Source organism: Bartonella sp. AA83SXKL (assembly GCF_042196965.1).
In the GTDB taxonomy this organism is placed as follows: Bacteria; Pseudomonadota; Alphaproteobacteria; order Rhizobiales; family Rhizobiaceae; genus Bartonella.
Window position 1 is genome coordinate 236,548 of sequence record NZ_JBHIRG010000001.1, and the last position, 22,764, is coordinate 259,311.

At 38.6% G+C, this 22,764-nt stretch carries 20 protein-coding genes; 12 read left to right on the forward strand and 8 right to left on the reverse strand.

What is annotated here, in order from left to right; genetic code table 11:
* The first annotated feature begins 20 nt into the window (after window positions 1-20).
* Window positions 21-1,232, forward strand: coding sequence for a 2-oxoglutarate dehydrogenase complex dihydrolipoyllysine-residue succinyltransferase (gene odhB / locus ACFINO_RS00840; RefSeq protein WP_375606076.1), 1,212 nt, complete (start codon window positions 21-23; stop codon window positions 1,230-1,232).
* Window positions 1,233-1,263: 31 nt separating this feature from the next.
* Window positions 1,264-2,670 (forward strand): dihydrolipoyl dehydrogenase, encoded by a 1,407-nt coding sequence (lpdA, locus tag ACFINO_RS00845; protein ID WP_375654824.1) that lies wholly within the window; start codon window positions 1,264-1,266, stop codon window positions 2,668-2,670.
* Between the two features lie 1,016 nt (window positions 2,671-3,686).
* On the opposite strand, the gene ACFINO_RS00850 is transcribed toward lpdA, so the two are convergent.
* Together ACFINO_RS00850 and ACFINO_RS00855 are read right to left on the reverse strand one after the other, a co-directional pair.
* Entirely contained in the window at window positions 3,687-4,925 is a 1,239-nt protein-coding gene (locus tag ACFINO_RS00850) for a saccharopine dehydrogenase NADP-binding domain-containing protein (protein ID WP_375654826.1), read from the reverse strand.
* Window positions 4,926-4,980: 55 nt separating this feature from the next.
* Window positions 4,981-6,078, reverse strand: coding sequence for a carboxynorspermidine decarboxylase (locus ACFINO_RS00855; RefSeq protein WP_375633736.1), 1,098 nt, complete (start codon window positions 6,076-6,078; stop codon window positions 4,981-4,983).
* 167 nt (window positions 6,079-6,245) lie between these two features.
* Here ACFINO_RS00855 and ACFINO_RS00860 point away from each other — a divergent pair, with 167 nt between their 5' ends.
* The 7 genes from ACFINO_RS00860 (at window position 6,246) to mnhG (ending at window position 13,024) form a co-directional block, all read left to right on the forward strand.
* Window positions 6,246-6,743 carry a BA14K family protein gene (locus tag ACFINO_RS00860; RefSeq protein ID WP_375633623.1) on the forward strand — a complete coding sequence of 166 codons (498 nt, stop codon included), beginning with the start codon at window positions 6,246-6,248 and terminating at the stop codon, window positions 6,741-6,743.
* Between the two features lie 229 nt (window positions 6,744-6,972).
* Window positions 6,973-9,894 carry a monovalent cation/H+ antiporter subunit A gene (locus ACFINO_RS00865; RefSeq protein WP_375654828.1) on the forward strand — a complete coding sequence of 974 codons (2,922 nt, stop codon included), beginning with the start codon at window positions 6,973-6,975 and terminating at the stop codon, window positions 9,892-9,894.
* Window positions 9,894-10,235 (forward strand): Na+/H+ antiporter subunit C, encoded by a 342-nt coding sequence (locus ACFINO_RS00870; RefSeq protein ID WP_375617427.1) that lies wholly within the window; start codon window positions 9,894-9,896, stop codon window positions 10,233-10,235. The genes ACFINO_RS00865 and ACFINO_RS00870 overlap by 1 nt, the downstream gene beginning before the upstream one ends.
* Window positions 10,235-11,857, forward strand: coding sequence for a monovalent cation/H+ antiporter subunit D (locus ACFINO_RS00875; RefSeq protein ID WP_375654830.1), 1,623 nt, complete (start codon window positions 10,235-10,237; stop codon window positions 11,855-11,857). The genes ACFINO_RS00870 and ACFINO_RS00875 overlap by 1 nt, the downstream gene beginning before the upstream one ends.
* Window positions 11,854-12,339 carry a Na+/H+ antiporter subunit E gene (locus ACFINO_RS00880; protein ID WP_375654832.1) on the forward strand — a complete coding sequence of 162 codons (486 nt, stop codon included), beginning with the start codon at window positions 11,854-11,856 and terminating at the stop codon, window positions 12,337-12,339. The genes ACFINO_RS00875 and ACFINO_RS00880 overlap by 4 nt, the downstream gene beginning before the upstream one ends.
* Window positions 12,336-12,617: a K+/H+ antiporter subunit F gene (locus tag ACFINO_RS00885; protein ID WP_375617424.1), complete on the forward strand. Its 282-nt coding sequence runs from the start codon at window positions 12,336-12,338 to the stop codon at window positions 12,615-12,617. The genes ACFINO_RS00880 and ACFINO_RS00885 overlap by 4 nt, the downstream gene beginning before the upstream one ends.
* Entirely contained in the window at window positions 12,614-13,024 is a 411-nt protein-coding gene (gene mnhG / locus ACFINO_RS00890; RefSeq protein ID WP_375614351.1) for a monovalent cation/H(+) antiporter subunit G, read from the forward strand. The genes ACFINO_RS00885 and mnhG overlap by 4 nt, the downstream gene beginning before the upstream one ends.
* Before the next feature lie 16 nt (window positions 13,025-13,040).
* On the opposite strand, the gene ACFINO_RS00895 is transcribed toward mnhG, so the two are convergent.
* The 4 genes from ACFINO_RS00895 to ACFINO_RS00910 form a co-directional block, all read right to left on the reverse strand.
* A complete protein-coding gene (locus tag ACFINO_RS00895; protein ID WP_375617423.1) occupies window positions 13,041-13,433 on the reverse strand; it encodes an MliC family protein in 393 nt (130 codons plus the stop codon).
* A gap of 17 nt (window positions 13,434-13,450) precedes the next feature.
* Window positions 13,451-13,846, reverse strand: coding sequence for an MliC family protein (locus ACFINO_RS00900; RefSeq protein ID WP_375617422.1), 396 nt, complete (start codon window positions 13,844-13,846; stop codon window positions 13,451-13,453).
* Window positions 13,847-14,262: 416 nt separating this feature from the next.
* Window positions 14,263-15,396 carry a 3-dehydroquinate synthase gene (gene aroB / locus ACFINO_RS00905; RefSeq protein WP_375654834.1) on the reverse strand — a complete coding sequence of 378 codons (1,134 nt, stop codon included), beginning with the start codon at window positions 15,394-15,396 and terminating at the stop codon, window positions 14,263-14,265.
* Window positions 15,371-16,003 (reverse strand): shikimate kinase, encoded by a 633-nt coding sequence (locus ACFINO_RS00910; RefSeq protein ID WP_375654873.1) that lies wholly within the window; start codon window positions 16,001-16,003, stop codon window positions 15,371-15,373. The genes aroB and ACFINO_RS00910 overlap by 26 nt, the downstream gene beginning before the upstream one ends.
* Before the next feature lie 260 nt (window positions 16,004-16,263).
* Here ACFINO_RS00910 and ACFINO_RS00915 point away from each other — a divergent pair, with 260 nt between their 5' ends.
* From ACFINO_RS00915 to ACFINO_RS00925, 3 genes are all read left to right on the forward strand, one after another.
* Window positions 16,264-17,202: a site-specific tyrosine recombinase XerD gene (locus ACFINO_RS00915; protein WP_375617420.1), complete on the forward strand. Its 939-nt coding sequence runs from the start codon at window positions 16,264-16,266 to the stop codon at window positions 17,200-17,202.
* A gap of 78 nt (window positions 17,203-17,280) precedes the next feature.
* Window positions 17,281-18,237, forward strand: coding sequence for an acetyl-CoA carboxylase carboxyltransferase subunit alpha (locus ACFINO_RS00920; RefSeq protein ID WP_375611312.1), 957 nt, complete (start codon window positions 17,281-17,283; stop codon window positions 18,235-18,237).
* Between the two features lie 40 nt (window positions 18,238-18,277).
* Entirely contained in the window at window positions 18,278-19,027 is a 750-nt protein-coding gene (locus ACFINO_RS00925; RefSeq protein ID WP_375633615.1) for a L,D-transpeptidase family protein, read from the forward strand.
* 886 nt (window positions 19,028-19,913) lie between these two features.
* On the opposite strand, the gene ACFINO_RS00930 is transcribed toward ACFINO_RS00925, so the two are convergent.
* Window positions 19,914-20,975 carry a CobW family GTP-binding protein gene (locus ACFINO_RS00930; protein WP_375633924.1) on the reverse strand — a complete coding sequence of 354 codons (1,062 nt, stop codon included), beginning with the start codon at window positions 20,973-20,975 and terminating at the stop codon, window positions 19,914-19,916.
* 406 nt (window positions 20,976-21,381) lie between these two features.
* Entirely contained in the window at window positions 21,382-22,479 is a 1,098-nt protein-coding gene (locus ACFINO_RS00935; protein WP_375642807.1) for a D-alanyl-D-alanine carboxypeptidase family protein, read from the reverse strand.
* Window positions 22,480-22,764 lie beyond the last annotated feature (285 nt).

The window sequence follows — 22,764 nt, forward strand, 5'->3', positions numbered from 1 at the left end:
CTGATGTATGGAAAAATATTATGACTACTGAAATTCGTGTTCCTACTTTGGGCGAATCGGTTACCGAAGCAACGGTTGGCAAATGGTTTAAAAAACTTGGCGAAGCTGTCGCTATGGATGAGCCTTTGGTTGAATTAGAAACTGATAAGGTAACCGTTGAAGTTCCTTCTCCTGTTGCTGGGAAATTATCTGAAATCATTGCAAAAGAAGGCGATACGGTTGAAGTAAATGCTCTTTTAGGAGTGGTGAAGGCTGGAGAAGCTGGTATCTCCCAATCACTTTCACCTTCTGCTACACTTGTTCCAGCGGCTTCATCTGAATCGGAGAAGCCTGCTTTGAGCAGTGCAATGCCTCCTTCTCCTTCAGCAGCAAAATTGATGGCTGAAAATAATGTTGCAAAAAGCGATATTTCAGGTTCTGGAAAACGTGGACAAATTCTTAAAGAAGATGTTCTTGGTGGATTAAAACAAAGTACAAATGCTCCTACACCCTCTTCTTCTGCGACGAGTTCTTCGGCAACTCCTGTCCAAGAAACACGTGAAGAGCGGGTTCGTATGACGAAATTGCGTCAAACAATTGCTCGCCGTCTTAAAGATGCACAAAATGTAGCAGCAATGTTAACCACATTTAATGAGGTTGATATGTCAGCGGTGATGGATTTGCGCAAGCGTTATAAGGATCTTTTTGAAAAGAAACATGGTGTTAAGCTTGGTTTTATGGGTTTTTTTACCAAGGCTGTTTGTCATGCATTAAAAGAACTTCCTGCTGTTAATGCAGAGATTGATGGGACAGATATTGTTTACAAAAACTATGTCAATGTTGGAATTGCTGTTGGAACGGATAAAGGGCTTGTTGTTCCAGTGGTGCGAGATGCAGATCAAATGTCATTGGCTGAGATTGAAAAAGAGATTGGTCGTTTGGGGCGTCTTGCGCGTGATGGAAAATTAGCCGTTTCTGATATGCAGGGCGGAACTTTTACCATTACCAATGGTGGTGTGTATGGATCGTTGATGTCAACACCGATTTTGAATGCACCACAATCTGGTATTTTGGGAATGCATGCGATTAAAGAGCGAGCAATGGTTGTTGAGGGTCAAGTTGTGATCCGCCCCATGATGTATTTAGCGCTTTCTTATGATCACCGTATTGTGGATGGGCAAGAAGCTGTGACTTTCCTTGTGCGTGTTAAGGAAAGCTTAGAAGATCCGGAACGCCTTGTTCTTGATTTGTAAAATACAGTTTTCAGGATGAAAGGAGAAACGGATGTCTTATGATGTGGCTGTGATCGGAGCGGGTCCAGGTGGTTATGTAGCAGCAATAAAAGCGGCGCAGCTGGGACTTAAAGTAGCAATTATTGAAAAGCGTACAACATTAGGAGGAACATGTCTCAACGTTGGTTGTATTCCTTCTAAAGCGTTGTTGCATGCTTCAGAAGTGTTTTCTGAAACCCAGCATGGTTTTGAAACGCTTGGTATTTCTATTGGTAAATCTAAGCTTAATCTTGAACAAATGATGGTTCATAAGAAAGCTGTGGTGACAGCCAATACGAGTGGTGTTTCTTTTTTGATGAAAAAAAATAAAGTTGATACTTTTTTGGGGACAGCCAAAATTTTGAGTGCGGGTCATGTGGAAGTTGTTGCCAGAGATGGTAATAAACAAACAATTGAGACAAAAAATATTGTTATTGCTACCGGTTCAGAGAGTTCAGGCATTCCAGGGGTGAATGTTGAAATTGATGAAAAGACTATTGTTTCTTCTACGGGAGCTCTTTCACTTGAAAAAGTACCAACGCATATGATTGTAGTAGGTGCTGGTGTCATTGGTTCAGAACTTGGATCAGTTTGGAGCCGTTTAGGTGCTAAGGTGACCATTATTGAGTATCTTAATAAAGTTTTGGGCTCAATGGATGGTGAAGTTTCACGGCAATTTCAGAAATTAATGGAAAAACAGGGGATTGAATATAAAACGGGTGCAAAGGTAACAGCTGTTACACAATCTGGCTCAACTGCTCAGGTGAGCTTTGAATCTGTCAAAGGTGGTGAATCTGAAACTTTAGAGGCTGATGTTGTGCTTATTGCTACTGGACGTTCTCCTTATACAGAGGGGCTTGGATTACAAGAGGCTGGTGTTCAGTTAGATGAACGCGGATTTATTGCAATTGATGCTCATTGGCAGACGAATGTTCCAGGAATTTATGCGATTGGTGATGTCGTAAAAGGGCCAATGCTAGCACATAAAGCAGAAGAAGAAGGCGTTGCTGTGGCAGAAATTTTGGCAGGTCAAAAAGGGCATGTTAATTTTGATGTTATTCCTAGTGTTGTTTATACACAGCCGGAAATTGCGAGTGTAGGAAGGACAGAAGAAGAGCTAAAAACTGCTGGTATTGAATATAATGTTGGCAAATTTCCTTTTATGGCTAATGGTCGTGCACGTGCAATGCAAAAGAGTGATGGGTTCGTTAAAATCCTTTCTGATAAAAAAACAGATCGGGTATTAGGGGGGCATATTCTTGGATTTGGTGCTGGTGAAATGATCCATGAAATTGCAGTTTTAATGGAATTTGGAGGTTCATCAGAAGATCTGGGACGTTGTTGCCATGCACATCCTACCTTATCAGAAGCCGTGCGTGAGGCAGCTTTGGCAACATTTGCTAAACCACTTCATATTTAAAAAGCTTTTAAAAAGTAAATTTTAAAAGGTACGGGGGGCAGAAAATATTTGTGAAGCATGCAACAACATTTTAAAACTTAAAAAAAGAATATAACCAATTGTATTGAAATGTTCCATTTGTTGTATGCTTTTCGATAGTTACTGTTTTAGATATCTGTTGTGCAGTTTTGATTGATTATTCTGTTGTGCACTATCGTTTAGAGCGGTGGTGTTTAGTCTATGTAAAGTTTTATATATGGGGTAGTTTTTATACTGTTATAAAATATTTAAGATAGGATTCTGAGCCTATCTGCGTGCTTTGTGTTAAGAAAACATCTCTCAAAATGCTTAAATCTACTTCGCGATGGTGTTCATGAATGGTATAGCTGTAAAGTTCCTCTTGAAATATATGAAATTCATTCAAACTGTTATAAGACCTATTGTGCACCATCATCTTTATGTTTAGTAAAAGTACACGCTGGTATTATAATACACTTTTTCAGTTCTCAATATTGCTAAAGCTCTTTATTATTTGAGAGTTTTCATAAGAGAATTTTACAGTATTCAGCGTTATAAATCAACATGTTGTATATGATGGTGAATCATATGAAGAGAGAAGCCAAGAGGAATTCACCCAAAGAAATTGAATTGTTTAATGATTGGTGTGGGTTAAGGATCTTTGTCATTTAAGATGAAGAGGGGGGAGGGATTGAATATTCTACAAAATACCGCTCTTCTTTAAAAGAGCGGTATTTTTATATCTTTTGTTTATGACACTATCTTTTTGATGATAATGACAAGTTATACAGTGTGATTAAATTAGTTTTTCTTCTCTGTTTTTCTTGATCATTGCTCGCTATGTCTTAAAAAGATGCTATGTCTCTTCTTTAGGGTTGTTAAGAAATCGCAATGTTGCCAAAATATAACGAATAGCTAAAATTTTTTTGAAAACCATAATTACACGAGAATATTAAGTTTGTTTTCATTGGGCAGTTTTGTGATAACTTAAAAAATCAAGCATATGCTTTCTATAGGTATTAAAATTGTAATTTTTTATCCTCTTGTTGTTCTCTTATAAAAGTGGGAAGCCCCATATGATCAAGATATTTAAGGAAAGGGTGGGGTGGTAATTCTTCCACATTGACCATAGTTTTAACATCCCATTCACCTGTGGCAATAAGAAGAGCTGTTGCGGCTGCTGGTACGCCAGCCGTATAGGAAATGCCTTGTGCCCCAGTTTCATGAAAAGCTTGTTTGTGATCGGCTATATTATAGATAAAAATTTCTCTCGGGTTTCCATCTTTTTCGCCTTTAATAAGATCTCCAATACAGGTTTTTCCTGTATAGTCTGGGGCGAGAGAGGAAGGGTCGGGTAAGACGGCCTTTACGACTTTCAAGGGCACGACTTCTTGTCCTTCTGCTGTCTTAATGGGCTGTTCAGATAAGAGACCAAGATTTTTCAGAACCGTAAAAACAGTGATATAACGATCACCAAATCCCATCCAGAAACGGACATTCTCTACATCAAGATTTTTGGAAAGTGAATGAATTTCATCATGTCCTGTCATATAGGCTTTTTGTTTTCCCACAACGGGAAGATCCCATTCATGGCTGACTTCAAACATTTTATTGGAAGTCCATTTTTTATTTTGCCATGACCATACTTGTCCTGTAAATTCACGGAAGTTAATTTCTGGATCAAAATTTGTAGCAAACCAACGTCCATGATTTCCGGCATTAATATCAATAATATCAATATCTGTGATTTTATCAAAATAATCATCGCGCGCTAATGCTGCATAAGCATTCACTACACCTGGGTCAAAACCTGCTCCTAAAATAGCGGTTATACCAGCTTTTTCACATTCTGGACGCCGAGGCCATTCATAATTGCCATACCAAGGAGGTGTTTCACAAATTTTCAATGGGTCTTCATGAATCGCTGTATCGATATAAGCGCATTTTGTTTCAATACAAGCTGAAAGAACAGACATATTAAGAAAGGCAGAACCAACATTAATGACAATTTCACATTTGGTCTTTTGGATGAGCTTTATAGTTTCTTCTACATTCATGGCATTGAGCGAATGGCTTTTGAGAACACCTTGCTCTTTCATTGTGTTTTTTTCTTTAATAGAAGCAATGATGGCTTCACATTTTTTGAGTGTTCGTGAAGCAATATGAATTTCACCAAGAATATCGTTGTTTTGAGCACATTTGTGTGCAACAACTTGTGCAACACCTCCAGCACCAATAATGAGAACATTTTTTTTCATTGTAGGTCCATCTCCCTTTTTAATACTGTTGTATGACGTTTTTTATGGTTTATCTTTATGAAAGGCTTTCCTGATAGTCGTTATAGCTGAATTGGCGTTGAAGTGTTAATGTACCATCGCACTCTTTGAGAACAATAGCAGGCATTGTAACGCCATTAAACCAGTTTTTCTTGACCATTGTATAACCTGCTGCATCCTGAAAAGACAGTCTATCGCCTATTTTAAGAGGTTTTTGAAATTGAAATGTTCCAAAAATATCGCCGGCAAGACAAGATTTTCCACAAATCATAATTTCGTGTGGTCCTAGATTGGGTTCTAATTTGGCATTTTCACGATAAATGAGAAGATCAAGCATATGTGCTTCAATTGAGCTATCAACGATGGCTAGATTCTTTTCATTATACAATGTGTCAAGAACACTGACTTCTAATGTGGTGCTTTTGGTAATAGCAGCTTCTCCTGGTTCTAGAAAAAGAGTGACACCATGAGTTTTAGAAAATTGTTTTAAGCGTTTTGCGAAAGCTTCTAGAGGATAATTTTCAGCCGTAAAATGGATTCCGCCGCCAAGGCTTATCCAGTCAACAGCAGAAAAAAGTTCTGCAAATTTTTCTTCCATATATCCAAGCATTTGGTTAAAAAGATTAAAGTCAGCATTTTCACAATTGTTATGGATCATCAATCCGTTGATAAGAGGCAGAACTTCTTTGATAGCGCTTTGGTTTGTTTCTCCTAAGCGGCTAAAAGGGCGAGAGGGGTTGGCAAGATCAAAATTTGATGCGCTGATTCCTGGGTTTAACCTTAAACCTCTTTGAATGGTTTTTGTTGCATCAGAAAAGCGTTGAAGCTGTTGGATGGAATTAAAGATGATTTTATCTGCATAACCACAGGCTTCATCAATTTCATCATCTGCCCAAGCCACTGAATAAGCATGGGTTTCTTTGCCAAATTTTTCTCTTCCTAAACGTAGTTCATAAAGGGATGATGATGTGGTTCCATCCATGAACTCAGACATTAAATCAAAAACACTCCATGTGGCAAAACATTTTAAAGCAAGTAAAATTTTAGCTCCGGACATTTCCCGTAAACGAGAAATTGTTTGCATGTTTTTGATGAGTTTCGATTTGTCTATAAGATAGTAGGGGGTTTTTATCATCATTTATTCATTCTTTTTTGAAGGATCTTATTGCCAAGATCAACGTTTAGTACAAAGAGTAACAGAATGTCTCAAGAAAAAAGAATCTTAAGAAAAGAATCTGTTTCTGTCTAGCAAGAGAAAGGCTTTCTGTAATTACTGTTGTTTATTATGTTGAGTTTTTTGTTATGAGTATGAAAAAAAAATTATATTATGCTTTAGCTTTTGTATTTGTTAGCAGTTTTTTCATTATAACAACCACTCTTGTTAATTGGGGGCAAAATAGAAGTGACGCTAAAGCCAAACTGGTTACTCAGACTTCTGTCCTAGATAGTTCGGTGCCTCTGATTTTTACGGGGCGTAGAGAACTTAATGGTTTCAAAGGTTATCGTCATTATCGGCGTGGTTATCGTAAATACAGTGATAATTGGTGGTATCCTGAAGTGGCATTTGTTACATCACCGCACTTAAGCACAAAAGGCGCATCATTAAAAGTTGTACCAGATGCTAAAAAAGTGTTTTTAACGTTTTCTTCGGAAAAATTAGAAAAAAAAGAGCCATGGATGCTTAAACAACATATTGAATCTTGCCGTGCGCGTTATCGCTCTTATAATAAAAATGATAATAGTTTTCAGCCTTTTCATGGGGGGCGTAGGCAGTGTTTATCCCGCTTTTTTAAAGGATAGAAATTAAATAAAATTTTAATTGCTTCTTGTCGTGGGCGTTATTGTTCTTACAATAAAGAGAAGACTTGTGTGGTGCGCAGTATTTTCATGCAAGCATTGTTTTTTTTAAAAATTTAAATGCTTTTAAGTTTTATTAAATCTTATTATCATTAAGTGTGGAATGGGGGGTGAGAATATAAGTTTTTGTTTTGTCGATGACAAAATATTAAGGTAAAATGGAGTTTAAAGAATGACAACACGGGAAGCAATGTTGGTATTGCTCGTTTTGCTTCCCTTTGGTGGAAGTGCTGTCATTGGCTTTTTTCGTTCGACAGCAAAAAATAATGAAGCGTGGTTTGCTGGGGTCGTCGCACTTTTCTGTCTTATTTTTACAATAATGCTTTATCCGGAAGTTCGCGGAAACCACATAGTGCGTTTAGATATTTCTTGGCTTCCAGAATGGGGAAGCGATTTGATTCTCCGCATAGATGGTTTGTCGTGGCTTTTTTGCTTGCTTATTACAGGGATTGGGCTGCTTGTTGTCATTTATTCACGTTATTACATAGATCCAGCGGATTCTGTACCGCGTTTTTTTTCCTTTTTTTTGGCCTTTATGGGATCAATGATAGGAATAGTTTTATCAGGTAATCTCGTCTTTTTGGTTGTTTTCTGGGAACTCACCAGTATTTTTTCTTTTTTGCTGATCGGCTATTGGTACCATAATGCAAGTGCGCGTGAGGGTGCGCGTATGGCTCTAACGATCACAGGTTTTGGCGGCTTTGCTCTTTTTATTGGAGTTTTATTGATTGGGTATACTGTTGGCAGTTTTGATTTGGATAAGGTGCTACAGTCTGGAGATATGATCGGGTCAAGTTCTCTTTATAGTCCTATCCTTATTTGCATTTTATTGGGAGGGTTAACAAAAAGTGCGCAATTTCCCTTTCATTTTTGGCTACCCAACGCGATGGCTGCTCCAACCCCTGTATCGGCTTATTTGCATTCGGCAACAATGGTAAAAGCGGGATTGTTTTTGCTTGTTCGTTTATGGCCTGTGCTCTCTGGAACAGAATCTTGGTTTTGGCTGGTTGGCTTTTCAGGACTCTCAACTCTTCTTCTAGGTGCTTATTTTTCCATGTTTCAGCAAGACTTGAAAGGACTGCTTGCGTACTCGACTATTAGTCATCTTGGATTAATTACAACACTTTTAAGTCTTGGTAGTTCACTTGCATGTGTTGCGGCAATCTTTCATATGGCTAATCATGCTACTTTTAAAGCTTCTTTATTTATGGCTGCTGGCATTATTGATCACGAGACGGGAACACGTGATATGCGTAAACTGTCAGGGCTTTATCGTTCTATGCCTATCACAGCAACTCTTGCTTTAGTTGCGAGTGCAGCGATGGCTGGGGTTCCTTTGTTGAATGGTTTTTTATCGAAAGAGATGTTTTTTGCTGAAGCTGTTGAAACGCATATGGAATCATGGCTCGATTGGATTGCGCCTTATGTGGCAACGCTAGCTAGTCTGTTTAGTGTGACCTATTCTATACGCTTTATTCATGGCGTTTTTTTAGGACAAAAGCCTGACAATTTACCCAAGACTCCCCATGAACCACCGCATTTCATGCGTTTACCAATGGAGCTTTTGGTGTTTATTTGTTTAGCGGTTGGTATTTTTCCTAATTTAACAATAGGACCTATTTTAGATAATGCGGTCGTGTCTGTTTTAGGAACAATGACAATTCCTTATAGTTTGGCTGTTTGGCATGGGTTTAACACTCCATTAGTGATGAGTTTTGTTGCATTATTAGGGGGCGGATTGCTCTATGCTGTCGGGCATCGTTATTTTTTATCCTGTGATGATGGGGCTCCTTTTTTCCGTCACTTAAAAGGACCGCGTATTTTTGAACGCATTCTCGTAATTATTTCTTGGAAATGGGCCCGTGCGGTGGAATCTGCTTTGTCAACACGCCGTTTGCAGATCCAATTGCATTGGATTTTTTGGGTCTGTTTTGCCTTTGTTGGTCTTTTACTTTGGTGCGATGGTTTCATTCCAGTGGGGACATTACCGCTTTTTCCACTTGATATTCCTTTTCTCGCTCTTTGGCTGGTTGGCGGATTATGTGCGCTTTTAGTTGCTTGGCGAGCAAAGTTTCATCGTCTTGCTTCACTTATGCTTTTAGGGGGAGCTGGTTTGATGACTTGTGCAACCTTTTTATGGCTTTCTGCTCCTGATTTAGCAATAACACAATTGGTTGTTGAGGTTGTTACAGTCGTTTTATTATTGCTTGGTTTACGGTGGTTGCCTAAACGTTTGCATGACCCTGGGCCGGCTGCTGTTCGTTTTTGGGTTCGCTTGCGTCGTTTCCGTGATTTCATCATATCCCTTGTAGGAGGTGCTGGTGTAGCATGGCTTTCTTTTGCAGTGATGACACGTCCCCAAGGTACAACGATTTCTGATTTTTTTCTAACGCATGCTTACTCAGATGCTGGTGGTCGCAATGTTGTGAATGTGTTATTGGTTGATTTCCGTGGTTTTGATACCATGGGAGAAATTGTGGTTTTGGGTGTTGTTTCCCTTACTGTTTTTGCCCTATTACGACGTTTTCGTCCTGCGCCTGAGAGTATTGATGCGCCTTTTCAACAACGTATCCAGAAAGCCTTTGATATAGCACAGCCTAATCGAAATGTGGGAGATACAGTATTGAATTATTTAGCTGTTCCTGCTGTTATTATGGGTTGGCTCTTTCCGATTATTATCGCTTTTGCTATTTATTTATTCATGCGAGGGCATGATCTGCCAGGAGGTGGATTTGTCGGTGGTATTACTTTGGCAATAGGATTTATTTTACAATATCTTGCACGCGATATTCGGTGGGTGGAAACGCATTTGAGAGTTTTACCTTTGCGTTGGATAGGCTTTGGCTTATTGTTGTCAGTCGTAACGGGGATGGGCTCTTGGTTTTTTGGATATCCTTTTTTAACATCCTTTTTTCGATATATTCATCTTCCGTTAATTGGGAAAGTTTCCATGGCATCCGCTTTTTTGTTTGATTTTGGTGTGCTTTCTCTTGTGTTAGGAGCAACTGTTCTCATTTTAATTGCACTTGCACACCAGTCAATTCGGAGTTACCGAATCGGTAAGAAACCTATTTTAAAAGAGAAGGAAAATTAATGGAAATTGTTCTTTCTTTGGGTATCGGTGTTTTTGTCGGATCAGGTATTTGGCTTGTTTTGCGTCCACGTACTTTTCAAGTCATTCTTGGTTTGTCCTTGATCTCCTATGGTGTTAATCTTTTTATATTTTCAATGAGTAGACCGCGTAGTAATGCTGCTCCAATTGTTGATCCTACCCCTGTTATTAATCCAGCTAATTATGTCGATCCTCTCCCACAAGCCTTGGTTTTAACTGCAATTGTGATTGGTTTTGCAACAACAGCTTTATTTTTAGTTATCTTGTTGGTTTCACGTGGTTTAACGGGTTCTGATCACGTTGATGGACGTGAGGTGCAATAATGGAAATAGGAGTGCATCATCTCCTTATTTTGCCTATTCTTTTGCCGTTAATCACTGGAGCACTTCTTCTTTTTTATGATGAACGTCGTGCAAGACTTAAATCATTCATCAGTCTTTCTTCTGCGGGACTGTTGGTCGTTACTGCCATTTTATTGATTATACGTACTCTTGAAATAGCACCGGCTTGCGATGTTTATCGACTTGGTAATTGGCCGTCTTCTTTTGGAATTGTTTTAGTCCTTGATCGCTTAAGCGCTATGATGCTTTTACTTTCCAGCTTGTTGGTGACTAGCGTGTTGGTTTTTGCGCGGGCTCATTGGTACAAAGCTGGTTCTCATTTTCAGTCACTAATGCAATTTTTTATGGTGGGGATAAATGGTGCTTTTTTGACTGGTGATTTATTTAATTTATTTGTGTTTTTTGAAGTTATGTTAACAGCTTCCTATGGGCTTGCTTTGCATGGTTCTGGTCAGACACGCGTGCGCGCAGGGTTGCATTATGTCGTGGTTAATCTTATTGCTTCATTATTTTTTTTAGTTGGTATAGCGCTCATTTATGGAGTCGTTGGTACTCTTAATATGGCCGATTTGGCTGTTAAAATAAAATATATATCTTCTACAGATATTGTTTTGTTCGAAATAGGTGTTGCACTTTTAGGTATTGCTTTTTTGCTTAAAGCGGGTATGTGGCCGCTTAATTTTTGGTTGGTGCCAACTTACAGTGCAGCAGTAGCGCCAGTTGGAGCTTCTTTTGCACTTTTGAGCAAGGTGGGTATTTATATTATTTTACGTTTAACGTTGCTATGGTTTGGTTCTGAAAGTGAATATTTTAACCATTTTGGTCATACGGTTTTGTTTTATGGTGGGCTTGCCACTATGATTGTTGGTTTTATTGGGGTATTGGCAAGCCAAGTTTTGGTGCGTTTGGCAGCTTATAGTGTCCTTGTCTCTTCTGGTACATTGTTGGCCGCGATCGGGATCGGCAATGCAGCACTGACAGCAGGTGCACTTTTTTATATTGTTTCTTCAACTTTAGCACTGGGAGCTTTTTTTCTTTTGGTAGAGTTGGTTGAACGCTGTCAAGATGTGGCTGCAAATGTTCTTGCTGTCACAATGGAGGTGTATGGTGACGATGAAGAGGAGGAAGAAGATGAAGTTGGCATCTATTTTCCGGTAACCTTGGCAATTCTTGGAGCTTGTTTTGGTATTTGTGCCATTTTGATTATTGGATTGCCGCCTTTTTCTGGTTTTGTTGCTAAATTTATGATGTTCATGGCAATTTTAAATCACAGTAGAGAGGATTTTTCTGTCTCTCTACCGGTTTACCAAGATTGGCTTTTTGTAGTTTTTGTCACTCTCTCTGGTTTTGCGGCTTTGATTGCATTGACACGAACGGGTATCCGAACTTTTTGGGTTTCTCTTGAAGGGCGTATTCCCCGTGTGCAAGTGATAGAATTTGCGCCTATTGCCGTTCTCCTTGCTTTGTGTTTTCTTATAACAATTGTAGCCAGTCCTGTTAGTCATTATATGTCTGAAACTGCTAAGACTTTGTATGAACCTCAAAACTATATTGGGAGCGTTTTAACGGATTTTTCTCTCGAAAATAGGGAGGTGAGTAAATGAATCGTTTTTGTCCTTCCCCTTTTTTCAGTGGTGTCATTGTCCTTATGTGGCTTATTTTAAATGGTCTTAGTTTAGGGCAATTTCTTTTAGGGATTTTAACCGCTTTGTTTTGTGGTTGGATGATACGGCTTCTGGAGCCGGAGAAGGCTGTTATTAAAAGCTGGAGTGCGGTTTTTCGTCTCGTTTTTCGAGTATTTATAGATTCTATATTCTCAAATGTTTCGGTGACTTGGTTTGTTTTAACAAAAAGGTCTCGAGAGCAGAAATCTGGTTTTATTGTAGTACCTCTTCTGCTTCATAATCGCACTGCTTTGGCTATTTTAGCATGCATCCTTTCGGCAACCCCTGGAACTGCTTGGGTTGCCTATAATAGTAAAAAGGGTGAACTTTTGCTTCATGTTTTAAATTTTAAAAATGGATATGATTACAAACAGTTGATCAAACAACGGTATGAGCAATTGCTTTTGGAGATTTTTTTATGAGTATGGTGATTCTTTATTGGGGGCTTTTCTTTTCACAGTTTTTTTTAAGTTTAGCGGTGATTTTCGCGCTGTTTCGGTTGATTTGTGGTCCACGGGCGCAGGATAGAATTGTTGGTTTGGATGCCCTTTATATAACTACTATTCTTTTGTTTCTTACATTCGATATTCGTTCAGGAACAACCGCTTATTTTGTCGCAGCTCTCATTATTGGATTGTTGGGATCTGTCTCAAGCATCGCTTTGGCGAAATTTCTTATGCGGGGGGAGATTATTGAATGAAAGATGATATATCGCTTGTGGTTGCTATTGCTATCACAGTTTTCTTAATATTAGGGTCTGGATTGACATTGATCGCAACGATAGGTTTGGTGCGTTTTTCCAATTTTTATAAGCGTTTGCATATGCTTTCAGTATGTACGAGTTGGGGCGTTGGTAGTATTCTTATTTCTTCATTTCTTTATTCAATATTTGTGGACCATTATTTTGTTTTTCATGAAGTGTTGCTAATGTTTTTTTTATTTTTAACAGCGCCGGTAGCTTCTATGTTGCTCTCACATACAGCAGCTTATCGACATCATTCAGAAGAACAGTCAGAAAAACCGCTGGCTCTTTTATTACACCAGACGGAGGAAAAGTTACCCACGTCAGAAGGAACATCAAGAGATGAGAGCCAGCGCGGTTCTTGAAATGTAAGAACCTTCTTTATTCTGTGCTTTTTTCTTCTACACAGTGGATGGGCTTTTCTTCTTTTGGATCATTAATAAGATCGTAAAATATGGCTTCATTTTTAGTTATCCACCAAATGTATTGACCACCCACATATTTTCCTCCAGAAGCGGCAATTACATTAGAACCAACGATGCGCTTACCGTTCCATTTTAAATCAACAAGCGCAATATTGCCAGCATTATGATAAGTTGCCTCAACATGCTCTTTGCTTGTTCCCATGTCGCATTGATAGGAGATGGTCTCTGTTGTTGGTTCTGGATCATTTGGTACTTCAATGACTAAAGAACTTGCTAATGCATTAATTGAACCGAGAAGGAACACACTTAAAGTAATGAAAAATTGTTTAGTAAAAGAAATTTTTTTCATAATATTTCCCGTGTTATTTAAAATAATAATGTTGACTCATCTTTACATAGGATAGGTTTTTTTTCTTCTGGATCCTGAGCAAGGTCATAAAGCGTGACTTCTTTGTTCTTCTCCCACCAGATGTACTGAGCTCCTGCAAATTTTGCTCCTGTTGCCGCGATGACATTAGCAGCAATGACACGATCACCGTTCCATTTGAAATCAACCAACGAAATATTGTCAGCATTAAGATAAACTGCCTCTACGCGCTCTTTACCTGTTTCAGTATCACACTGATAGGTAATGGTCTCTGTTTTGGGCTCTGGATTGTCTGGTACTTCAATGATTAAAGAACCAGCTAAGCTATTGTTTGAGCTGAAGAGTGATAAACTTAAAGCGGTGAAAAATCCTAAAATGTGCAAAGTTTTTTTCATGATGCTTCCCTATATTCCTAATATTGTGCACAAAGAATAATTTGACTGATACGATGGTGTCTACGGCAGGATTCGAACCTGCGACCCCAGGATTCATACCACTTCGATTTTCACCGCCAGCCTTATCGGCTGTTTGTGGTCTGGACTGTCTCTTCACCTTAAAGCTTTTGCTCTTTAGGTGCTGCCCGTTCAGTCTCTACACCTTTCTCTCATTTGAAAAGAGACTTGGCTCGGGATTGGCATATAGTCGCCCATGAAGCTTTCCCCGAATTTGAGCAGATTCACTTTGAGGATTTCTCCTCAAAGTGCCCAATTTCTTTAGGAATCCTGTGCTCTATCCTACTGAGCTACGCAGACATCATCATATTTAATCTTTAATAGAAGTATAAAAACGAATCAATTATATTCAATATGAATTAACGAATTTCTGTTAATTTTTGTTCCAAAAATGATAAAACTGCATCTGGTGAAACATTTTTTGCAATAAATGATTGGCCAAGTCCGCGTGTTAAGATGAAAGTCAAATTGTTTTGCAAAACTTTTTTATCTTGGGCAATGAGAGTCATTAAAGTTTCAGCATCTGGTAGACACCCTGGGATATCCTTTAATTGTGTAGGCAATCCTATAAATTTGAAGTGCGCTTCAATGCGTTGTGTAAGCGTGGGGCTTATTAAATTTAATTGAGCAGAGAATTGATGAGCTAGAATCATCCCAATTGCTACGCTTTCGCCATGGATTAAAAGGTTGGAGTCATAAGCGGTTGCTGTTTCAAGCATGTGTCCAAATGTATGGCCAAGATTTAAGAGTGCGCGCTCTCCCGTTTCGTACTCATCGCGTGCTACAATGTCAGCTTTAAATTGGCATGAGCGAACAATGGCCTCTGTTCGCATAGGGCCATTAGAGAAAATTTTCTGCCCATTTTTTTCAAGCCACTCAAAAAAGTCAGGTTGGTTAATGAGACCGTATTTTACTATTTCTGCGTAGCCAGCGCGAAATTCGCGCGGCGGCAGGGTATCAAGAAGACACGTGTCAGCAATAACGCATTTTGGTTGATAAAAAGCACCAATAAGATTTTTGCCATATTGGCTATTGATTCCAGTTTTTCCACCAACAGAGGAATCAATTTGTGCAAGAAGCGTTGTGGGCATTTGAATGAAGTTCATACCACGGCGGATTATACTTGCCGCAAATCCTGCTAGATCGCCAATGACACCACCGCCAAAAGCAATAACACAGTCGCCTCTTTCTAAACGCGCAGCAAGAATTTGATCGATGACAACTTGCAGGGTTGAAAATGATTTTGATTGTTCTCCCGCTTCTACAATAATAGGGACAGTATGAATTTTATTTTTTGTTAATTCTGCTTGCAATATCTCCAAATGAAGGGAAGCAACATTTGTATCTGTAACAAGTGCCAAGCGCGTTTGATGAGGATCTTTTTTATTAAGAGCATGTTTAATTTGTGAAGCAGCTTGTGTAATCAGACCCGGACCAATGATGATATCGTAACAGTGTTTGTCCAGTTTAACAGTAACGGTTTTGGTTTGCATGCTGGTTATCCCTATTGTTAATTTCTGTGTATAGGTAGTGCTGTACGGATCGTATAACATTTCGTGCTACGGTATGACGGCTTTCTTTATGACTGTTAATTGTTAAGTTTGCCTTTGCATAGATAGGATAACGCTGTTCCATGAGTTTTTGCATGGTTTCTTTAGGATTGGCTGTTTGAAGCAAGGGACGTGTCGGGTGCTTTGAGACACGTTGCATGAGGATATCAAGATCGACTTTTAGCCATATGGATATACCATTTTTGTGAATGGCTTTTCGGATATTTTCATTTATATAGGCACCACCACCTGTTGCTAAAACAAGGGGATTTTTTTTCATGAGGTTTAGAATAACACGCTGTTCAAGAGCACGAAATTCGGATTCACCATAAATTTCAAAGAGTTCTGTAATTGTCATTTGTGCAGCTTTTTCAATTTCTTGGTCAGAATCATAAAAAGGTAAACGGAGCATGGTGGCGACGCGTTTTCCGATCACTGATTTGCCTGCCCCCATAAGACCAACAAGGACAAGTGCTCTTTTATCAAGGGACGATAAGAGCTGATTCTTTATTTGTGTTATGGGGACGCGTTTTGGTCGATTGCTTTTCATAACTTTATTTCGGCATTTATCCATCTTAAAGTCAATTCCTGTTAATCTTTGTGAGGCATAATACGAGATAGAATATTTTTGGGTAGGTTATTGTTTTATGCCAACATTGACTAGATTTTTGATGATTCTTTTCATTTTGCTTTCTGTTCTTTTCATTATAATGGGTGCTCTTGTGGTTTGGGTTGAACCAGTAACTGTGGATATGTACATTGATGTTCCCTTGGATTCATGGAATCTTTCTACGGAAGCGAATCAATGAAATGAAAAGTGGTGCTGTGATAGATCATTTTCTTGAGATGATGAGTGCGGAGAGAGGGGCTTCGTCTCATACGCTTGCGGCTTATCAGCATGATTTGCAGTGGGCACAAGACGAATTGTCTTCACACTCTGTTTCGCTTTTTTCAGCACAAAAAGAAGATTTAATTACCCTTTTGTCGCTTATGCATACTTTTGGTTTTGCGGCATCGTCGCAAGCGCGCCGTTTATCAACTTTGCGTCAGTTTTATCAATTCCTTTATGCTGAAGGGTTGAGAGCAGATGATCCCTCTCATGATATTGATGCACCTCGTCAGAGGCGTCCTTTGCCCAGAATCATGAGTGAAGATGCAGTGATAAAATTGCTTGATTTTGCGGAGTTAGAAGTCAATCAAGCAGACTATGGGTCCAAAGGTTATTTCCGTGCACTGCGTCTTCAGTTATTGATTGAAATGCTTTATGCAACAGGGTTACGTATTAGTGAGTTGGTGAGTCTGCCGGTTCAGTCTGTTCGAAGGAAGGAATACAGCGTTTTGGTTCGTGGTAAGGGCAAAAAAGAACGAATGGTGCTGTTATCAAAAAAAGCATGCCAAGTTCTTTCACAGTGGTTAAACTTGCGTGATCAGGGAAAGGATGCTACGAGTTCTTATCTTTTTCCTGCGCATTCCGAGACAGGATATATTGCTCGTCAAGTCGTTGCACGAGAGTTGAAAAATCTCGCTAGAAGAGCAGGGATAGGAAGTGATAGCTTTTCTCCCCATGTGTTGCGTCATGCTTTTGCTAGTCATCTTTTGCAAAATGGTGCTGATTTGCGTGCCGTTCAACATTTGTTAGGTCATTCTGATATTGCTACCACTCAGATTTATACCCATGTGTTGGAAGAGGGACTTTATCGTTTAGTCAATGAGCATCATCCACTTGCCGATGAGCAAAAGGCTCGTTAAAGAAAAGGTGATGTTTTTGAAAAAGACTTTATAAAGCAAATTATAAGTGTATAAGTGACACTGAATGAGTTGACACAAATGTATAATTATCTTGATTTTGAAAAACCAGTTGCTGATCTTGATGGGAAAATTCTTGAATTAAAAAAAATTTCTCAGGAAAAAGGCAGTCTTGATATGAGTGACGAGATTGCTCGTCTTGAAACGCGTTCCCAAACAGCGTTGCGCGATATTTATAAAAAATTATCGCCGTGGCAAAAAACACAAGTCGCTCGTCATCCGGATCGTCCCCATTTTATGGACTATTCTAAACGCCTATTGAGTGACGTTACGCCTTTGGCCGGAGATCGCAAGTTTGCTGAAGATGAGGCTATTCAAGCGGGGTTTGCACGCTTTAAAGGTGAGGCCGTTGCTTATATCGGTCAAGAGAAAGGTCACGATACGCAAACACGTTTGCGCTATAATTTTGGTTCTGCACGTCCAGAAGGCTATCGTAAAGCTGTACGTATTATGGAAATGGCTGACCGCTTTGGTTTGCCACTCCTCACTTTTATTGATACAGCAGGTGCTTATCCTGGGGTAAGCGCTGAAGAACGTGGGCAAGCGGAAGCAATTGCTCAATCAACAGCTACAACTTTGCGTTTGAAAGTTCCTGTAGTTTCCGTTGTTATTGGAGAAGGCGGTTCTGGAGGGGCGATAGCAATCGCGGCTGCCAACAAAGTTTATATGTTGGAGCACGCAATTTACTCTGTTATTTCACCAGAAGGAGCAGCTTCTATCTTATGGCGTGATCCAGCTCGTGCAAAAGATGCTGCAATGAATATGCGTATTACCGCTCAAGATTTGTATCGCTTAAAGATTATTGATGGCATTATTTCGGAACCTTTAGGGGGAGCACATCGTGGCAAAGAGATTGTCATTGATGCAACGGGTGATGTTATTTCAGAGGCTTTAAAAGCTATGGCTGGAAAAGATGGTCAAGTGCTTAAACAAGAGCGAAGGGAAAAATACCTTCAAATTGGTCGATCTCTAACATAGGTTATTTTTTGTGAGGGGTGTTGGATTGGAGTTTTATTCGATGACATTTAGCAGATTCCTCGCTGTGTGTGTGTTGTTTGTAATGGGACTATTGACAGCATGTGAAGGAAGATTACCAGCCTCTATTCGCGCTAAAGTTGAGCAGCCGTTGCCGCAAGAAATCAAAAATAGAATGGTTCTGTATGATATAGATCCCTATGCACCGATTATGATGCGGTTTTTTAAGGAAGAAAATCTTGCTGAAGTTTGGAAGCAATCTCGTTCAGGACCTTTTATCTTGGTTGCTCGCTATGGCATTTGCAAATGGTCTGGTAAGCTTGGACCTAAATATAAAGAAGGGGATCTTCAGACACCAGAGGGTTTTTATACTATTAGCGCAAACCAAATGAATCCTTATTCAAAATATTATCTCTCTTTTAATATAGGATTTCCTAACCTTTATGATCAGGAAAATGGTCGCACAGGAAGCAATCTTATGGTGCATGGTTCTTGCTTTTCCGCAGGTTGTTATTCTATGAGTGATAAGAACATGGCTCAGATTTATGCGTTTGCACGGGATGCTTTTAAAGGAGGACAAAGAGAGTTTCAGTTGCAGGCTTTTCCTTTCCGCATGACCGAGGATAATATGTCACGCCATAGCAAGAATCCTCATTATCAATTCTGGATTATGCTTAAGAAAGGTTATGATTTTTTTGAAAAAAATCGTCAACCTCCAACTGTTGAGGTTTATGGAAAACGTTACGTTTTTAATCGCGATATTGATAAAAATTCAGTTTCTCTAATGCAGTGAGTGGTATTGTATCCTACTGCACCGTAAACACTATCACTTAATAATGGTCATACAGGATATGCAAAAACTTGCACATAAGGTGTTTAAGTGAGTGGTCAATATTTTAAAGCGCAGAGTTTTTTCATAGAGCTTTATGTAAGTAAATCATATGAAGTGGGAAGCCAAGAGGAATTTTCTCAAAGAAGTTGGATTGTTTGCACATCGTTACTGGTATCAATCTTCGTTTTTAGTGAAGAGTAAGTTAATATAAAATATACCTCTCTTTTTATTTCTTTCAAAGAGTTTTATTCTTTTATGCTGTGAAATATTGTCTTGTCGTGCTGTTATATAAGATACATTCACATATTTTAAAATGCGATATTGCCTCTGTCTAATTTTGGTTTTTTTCTTAACAGGGATTTTGATTTCAATTAGCTTGAATAAATATAGAGTTGAGCAGAATATTTTAGAACCAAGAATTTGGCCAATCGATCTGTGAAATGAATCACATGAAGTGGTTTGCAGATGAAGCGCATTTAGAGAGAAAACAATCTATTTGCAGATTGATGGGTATTAAATTTTGTATCATAACAATTTGATTTATAATGATAATTTAGTTTTTTAAGTCAAATTAGAACCCTGAATACCGTAAGCTTCTCTCATTTCAAAGCCGTTCCATGTTGAATAAATTAAAACCATTTGCTTGCACGTTACAAGCGGGGATAGCCGCGTGGGTGAAACTGTGCAAGAAAGACTAAAATGCTTTTTACAAACCGTCTCAAGTACCAAGAGCTGTTTCAACATTGGGAATTAGCAAAGTGTGTAATGGTGCCGGTTTGCTCCTTTAAAAGCATAAAGATGGTGGTGCTAATGAATTTAATGTTATATCATTGAAGGGGAGAAAAAATTAAAATTTTATTCCTGGAATGACCAGGGGATTTTCTAAGAGAGCTGTTTTGTCTGCAGTATCTATTGCTGGTTTATTAAAAAAAGCATTGAGGAGCTTTTGTATTGCGTCTTTTTCAACACCATCGGCAATGATGACGAAACGTGTTTGTTTTATTCCTTTTGGCCATGCTGGCAATCTTATGGGAGGATGAAAAAATGTTTGTACGCCATGTAATACAAGTGGGCGATAAGGGTCATCACGTAATGCGATAATTGCTTTAATACGTAATAATTTTGTACCATAACGCTCTTGTAGGAGATCTAAAAAAGCCTCAATTGTGGCGTAATCAACAGGACCCTCACAGTTTAGTGAAAAGGTACGAATGGTTTTATGGGGGCTATGATCATGTGGGGTAGTCGTAAGATTTTGTTTAAGTTTTGTATTTTCTACTTTTTCATCCCATAATGTGTTATTTATTAATAGATTTGAACAGAAATCTTTAGAATGGGCGTCAATGATTTGTGCTGTAGGATTCATTGTTTTAAGTGTGCTAAGGAGTGCATCTGAAAGCGTTTGTGGGTCTCTAAGATCTGTTTTGGTGAGAATGATTTTATCAGCAAATATTAATTGTTTATATATTTCAGGATAGCGCTCACATATGGAAAGTGGGCTTAATGTATCAAATGTTGCAAGAACAGCATTTATGGACAATGTTTGAATAAACAATGGGTGGCTTAAAAGTATTTGTAAAATAGGGGCGGGATCAGCCATCCCTGTGGTTTCAATGATAATATGATGGAGTTGTTTGATCTGTCCTGTCTGAACGCGATTTATTAAATCAATTAATGTGTCGATGAGATCACTGCGTAAATTGCAGCATAAGCAACCATTGGCAAGCTCAATAATTCCTTCTGTTGTTTTTTCAACCAGAAGGTGGTCAATACTGATTTCGCCGAATTCATTGATGATAACAGCACATTCTGTTAGAAGAGGGTCTTGTAGCATACGGTTGAGCAAAGTTGTTTTGCCAGAGCCTAAAAAACCCGTAATAAGCGTGAGAGGGATGCGCTTTATTTTCATGTTAATCATCAATCATAGTTTTGTTTTTAAAAAATATATCTCAGTATGTCTAACCAATTTATAATGATGTTCGTGAGGGATGTAATGGTTAATCCCTCATGAGATCCATTGTACCACTATCTTTACGCTTATAAAGGTAGGTGCACGTGGGTATATTATACACTTTTTAGCGTCAATGTTATGATAATTCTTGGTTCTTGAAAGGACTTATAGGAAGGATTTTTATTCCTTGTTTTAATTATTTTATCTACATGTTCATCCACCTTGTGGCGCGCAAGAGACTGGTTTTATTGATTCAACAAATACAGATTTGAAATGAGAGAATCTTACAATACTTGTGGTTTTGACATAAGGTACAAAATAATTAATTATCATTATAAATCAAAGTATTATAATTAATTGTAGATTATGATTTATGGCTTTTTATAGAATGGTTTGCGTGCCTTTTATACGGAATATAGGGTTTTCTTAGTGGTTTTACTGTCATTTTAGGTGTTTGTGGCGTACGAATGAGGTGTACTGATAAAGGATGAGAAAAAGAAGGTGGAGCAGTGATAAAAGGTGAGGTGAGAATAATATTTCCTTGATCATCATATGATTTTGCATGCATTTTTATGGCTTCAGGTGTGCATGTTTGTTGTCTCATATTGTTGGCTTTTGTTATGTTGCTCCCATAAGGTTTTAATGTTGCTAGTGTTAATTGGGGGTTTCCTTGGTGCAAAAATCCTATTTCAAGAAGTTGTGCAGCTTTTTCTTCTCTTTCACTTATGTTGTTAGCACCTAGAATGACAGCAATAATTGTACGTTTATTGCGGGTGGCTGAGGCAACAAGATTAAAACCAGAGGCACAAATAAAGCCTGTTTTCATACCGTCTATCCCATAAAAACGGCCAATGAGGTTGTTTGAGTTATGTTGGATTTTTCGATTATTACCAAAATCAATGGCTGGAATAGAAAAATAATGAGCATATTGTGGAAATTCTCTACGTATTTGAACGGCTAAAAGAGCAATATCGCGTGCCGTGGAATAGTTTTGAGGATCTGGTAAACCACTTGCGTTCGCAAAATGGGTGCCAAACATGCCTAAACGTTTAGCTTCGCTATTCATTTTATGTACAAAATCTTTCTGTGAACCCGCAACAGCTTCACTCATGGCAATGGCTAAATCATTGGTAGATTTAACCATGGTGATACTTAAGGCTGTATCAAGTGTGAGTACAGAACCAGCTTTATAGCCTGAACGATATGAGGGAGCTTTTGCGGCGTATTCGCTGATGGTGATATGTTTGTTTGGTGAAACTTCTCCTCGGCTCATGGCACGAAAAATAACATAAGCGGTCATTAATTTTGTCAAGGAAGCAGGATACCAACGCTCAAAAGCTTGATTATGTTTTAAGATACGCCTCGTTGTAACATCAACAGAAATAAAAGGCTGCGCTAAAGCAACAGCGCTGGATAAACTCAAAATCACAGAAAAAAATAAATTATAGAAGAGACGTTGCATTAATTTAAATCTAGTTCCCTCTTATTCGTTATTTAGAATTGTTTTAATGTAGCACACAAAGCTTTTAAGTCTAGGATAGGGAGGAAAGATGGTTAATTGCTGTATCCGTTGTGTCTGTGGGATAAAAACCAACACTCATTTTTATTTTCCCCTTGAATTTGGTTTTATGACTTAAGTATCTCAAGAAATACTTTTTAAATAATGAAGATTGTACAAGATTTCATGTTCTTGGAGGGATTGAATTTCTCAGAAAGGAATGAATCTGCATAATCATGCATTTTTCTT

Coding starts and splice junctions, on each gene's coding strand:
- ACFINO_RS00915 (WP_375617420.1), top strand. CDS start 16,264: ATGAAAAGTGGTGCTGTGATAGATCATTTTCTTGAGATGATGAGTGCG.
- ACFINO_RS00865 (WP_375654828.1), top strand. CDS start 6,973: ATGACAACACGGGAAGCAATGTTGGTATTGCTCGTTTTGCTTCCCTTT.
- ACFINO_RS00930 (WP_375633924.1), bottom strand. CDS start 20,975: ATGAAAATAAAGCGCATCCCTCTCACGCTTATTACGGGTTTTTTAGGC.
- ACFINO_RS00900 (WP_375617422.1), bottom strand. CDS start 13,846: ATGAAAAAAACTTTGCACATTTTAGGATTTTTCACCGCTTTAAGTTTA.
- aroB (WP_375654834.1), bottom strand. CDS start 15,396: ATGCAAACCAAAACCGTTACTGTTAAACTGGACAAACACTGTTACGAT.
- mnhG (WP_375614351.1), top strand. CDS start 12,614: ATGAAAGATGATATATCGCTTGTGGTTGCTATTGCTATCACAGTTTTC.
- ACFINO_RS00870 (WP_375617427.1), top strand. CDS start 9,894: ATGGAAATTGTTCTTTCTTTGGGTATCGGTGTTTTTGTCGGATCAGGT.
- ACFINO_RS00920 (WP_375611312.1), top strand. CDS start 17,281: ATGTATAATTATCTTGATTTTGAAAAACCAGTTGCTGATCTTGATGGG.
- ACFINO_RS00895 (WP_375617423.1), bottom strand. CDS start 13,433: ATGAAAAAAATTTCTTTTACTAAACAATTTTTCATTACTTTAAGTGTG.
- ACFINO_RS00875 (WP_375654830.1), top strand. CDS start 10,235: ATGGAAATAGGAGTGCATCATCTCCTTATTTTGCCTATTCTTTTGCCG.
- ACFINO_RS00880 (WP_375654832.1), top strand. CDS start 11,854: ATGAATCGTTTTTGTCCTTCCCCTTTTTTCAGTGGTGTCATTGTCCTT.
- ACFINO_RS00910 (WP_375654873.1), bottom strand. CDS start 16,003: ATGAAAAGCAATCGACCAAAACGCGTCCCCATAACACAAATAAAGAAT.
- ACFINO_RS00860 (WP_375633623.1), top strand. CDS start 6,246: ATGAGTATGAAAAAAAAATTATATTATGCTTTAGCTTTTGTATTTGTT.
- ACFINO_RS00935 (WP_375642807.1), bottom strand. CDS start 22,479: ATGCAACGTCTCTTCTATAATTTATTTTTTTCTGTGATTTTGAGTTTA.
- ACFINO_RS00925 (WP_375633615.1), top strand. CDS start 18,278: ATGACATTTAGCAGATTCCTCGCTGTGTGTGTGTTGTTTGTAATGGGA.
- ACFINO_RS00855 (WP_375633736.1), bottom strand. CDS start 6,078: ATGATAAAAACCCCCTACTATCTTATAGACAAATCGAAACTCATCAAA.
- ACFINO_RS00885 (WP_375617424.1), top strand. CDS start 12,336: ATGAGTATGGTGATTCTTTATTGGGGGCTTTTCTTTTCACAGTTTTTT.
- odhB (WP_375606076.1), top strand. CDS start 21: ATGACTACTGAAATTCGTGTTCCTACTTTGGGCGAATCGGTTACCGAA.
- lpdA (WP_375654824.1), top strand. CDS start 1,264: ATGTCTTATGATGTGGCTGTGATCGGAGCGGGTCCAGGTGGTTATGTA.
- ACFINO_RS00850 (WP_375654826.1), bottom strand. CDS start 4,925: ATGAAAAAAAATGTTCTCATTATTGGTGCTGGAGGTGTTGCACAAGTT.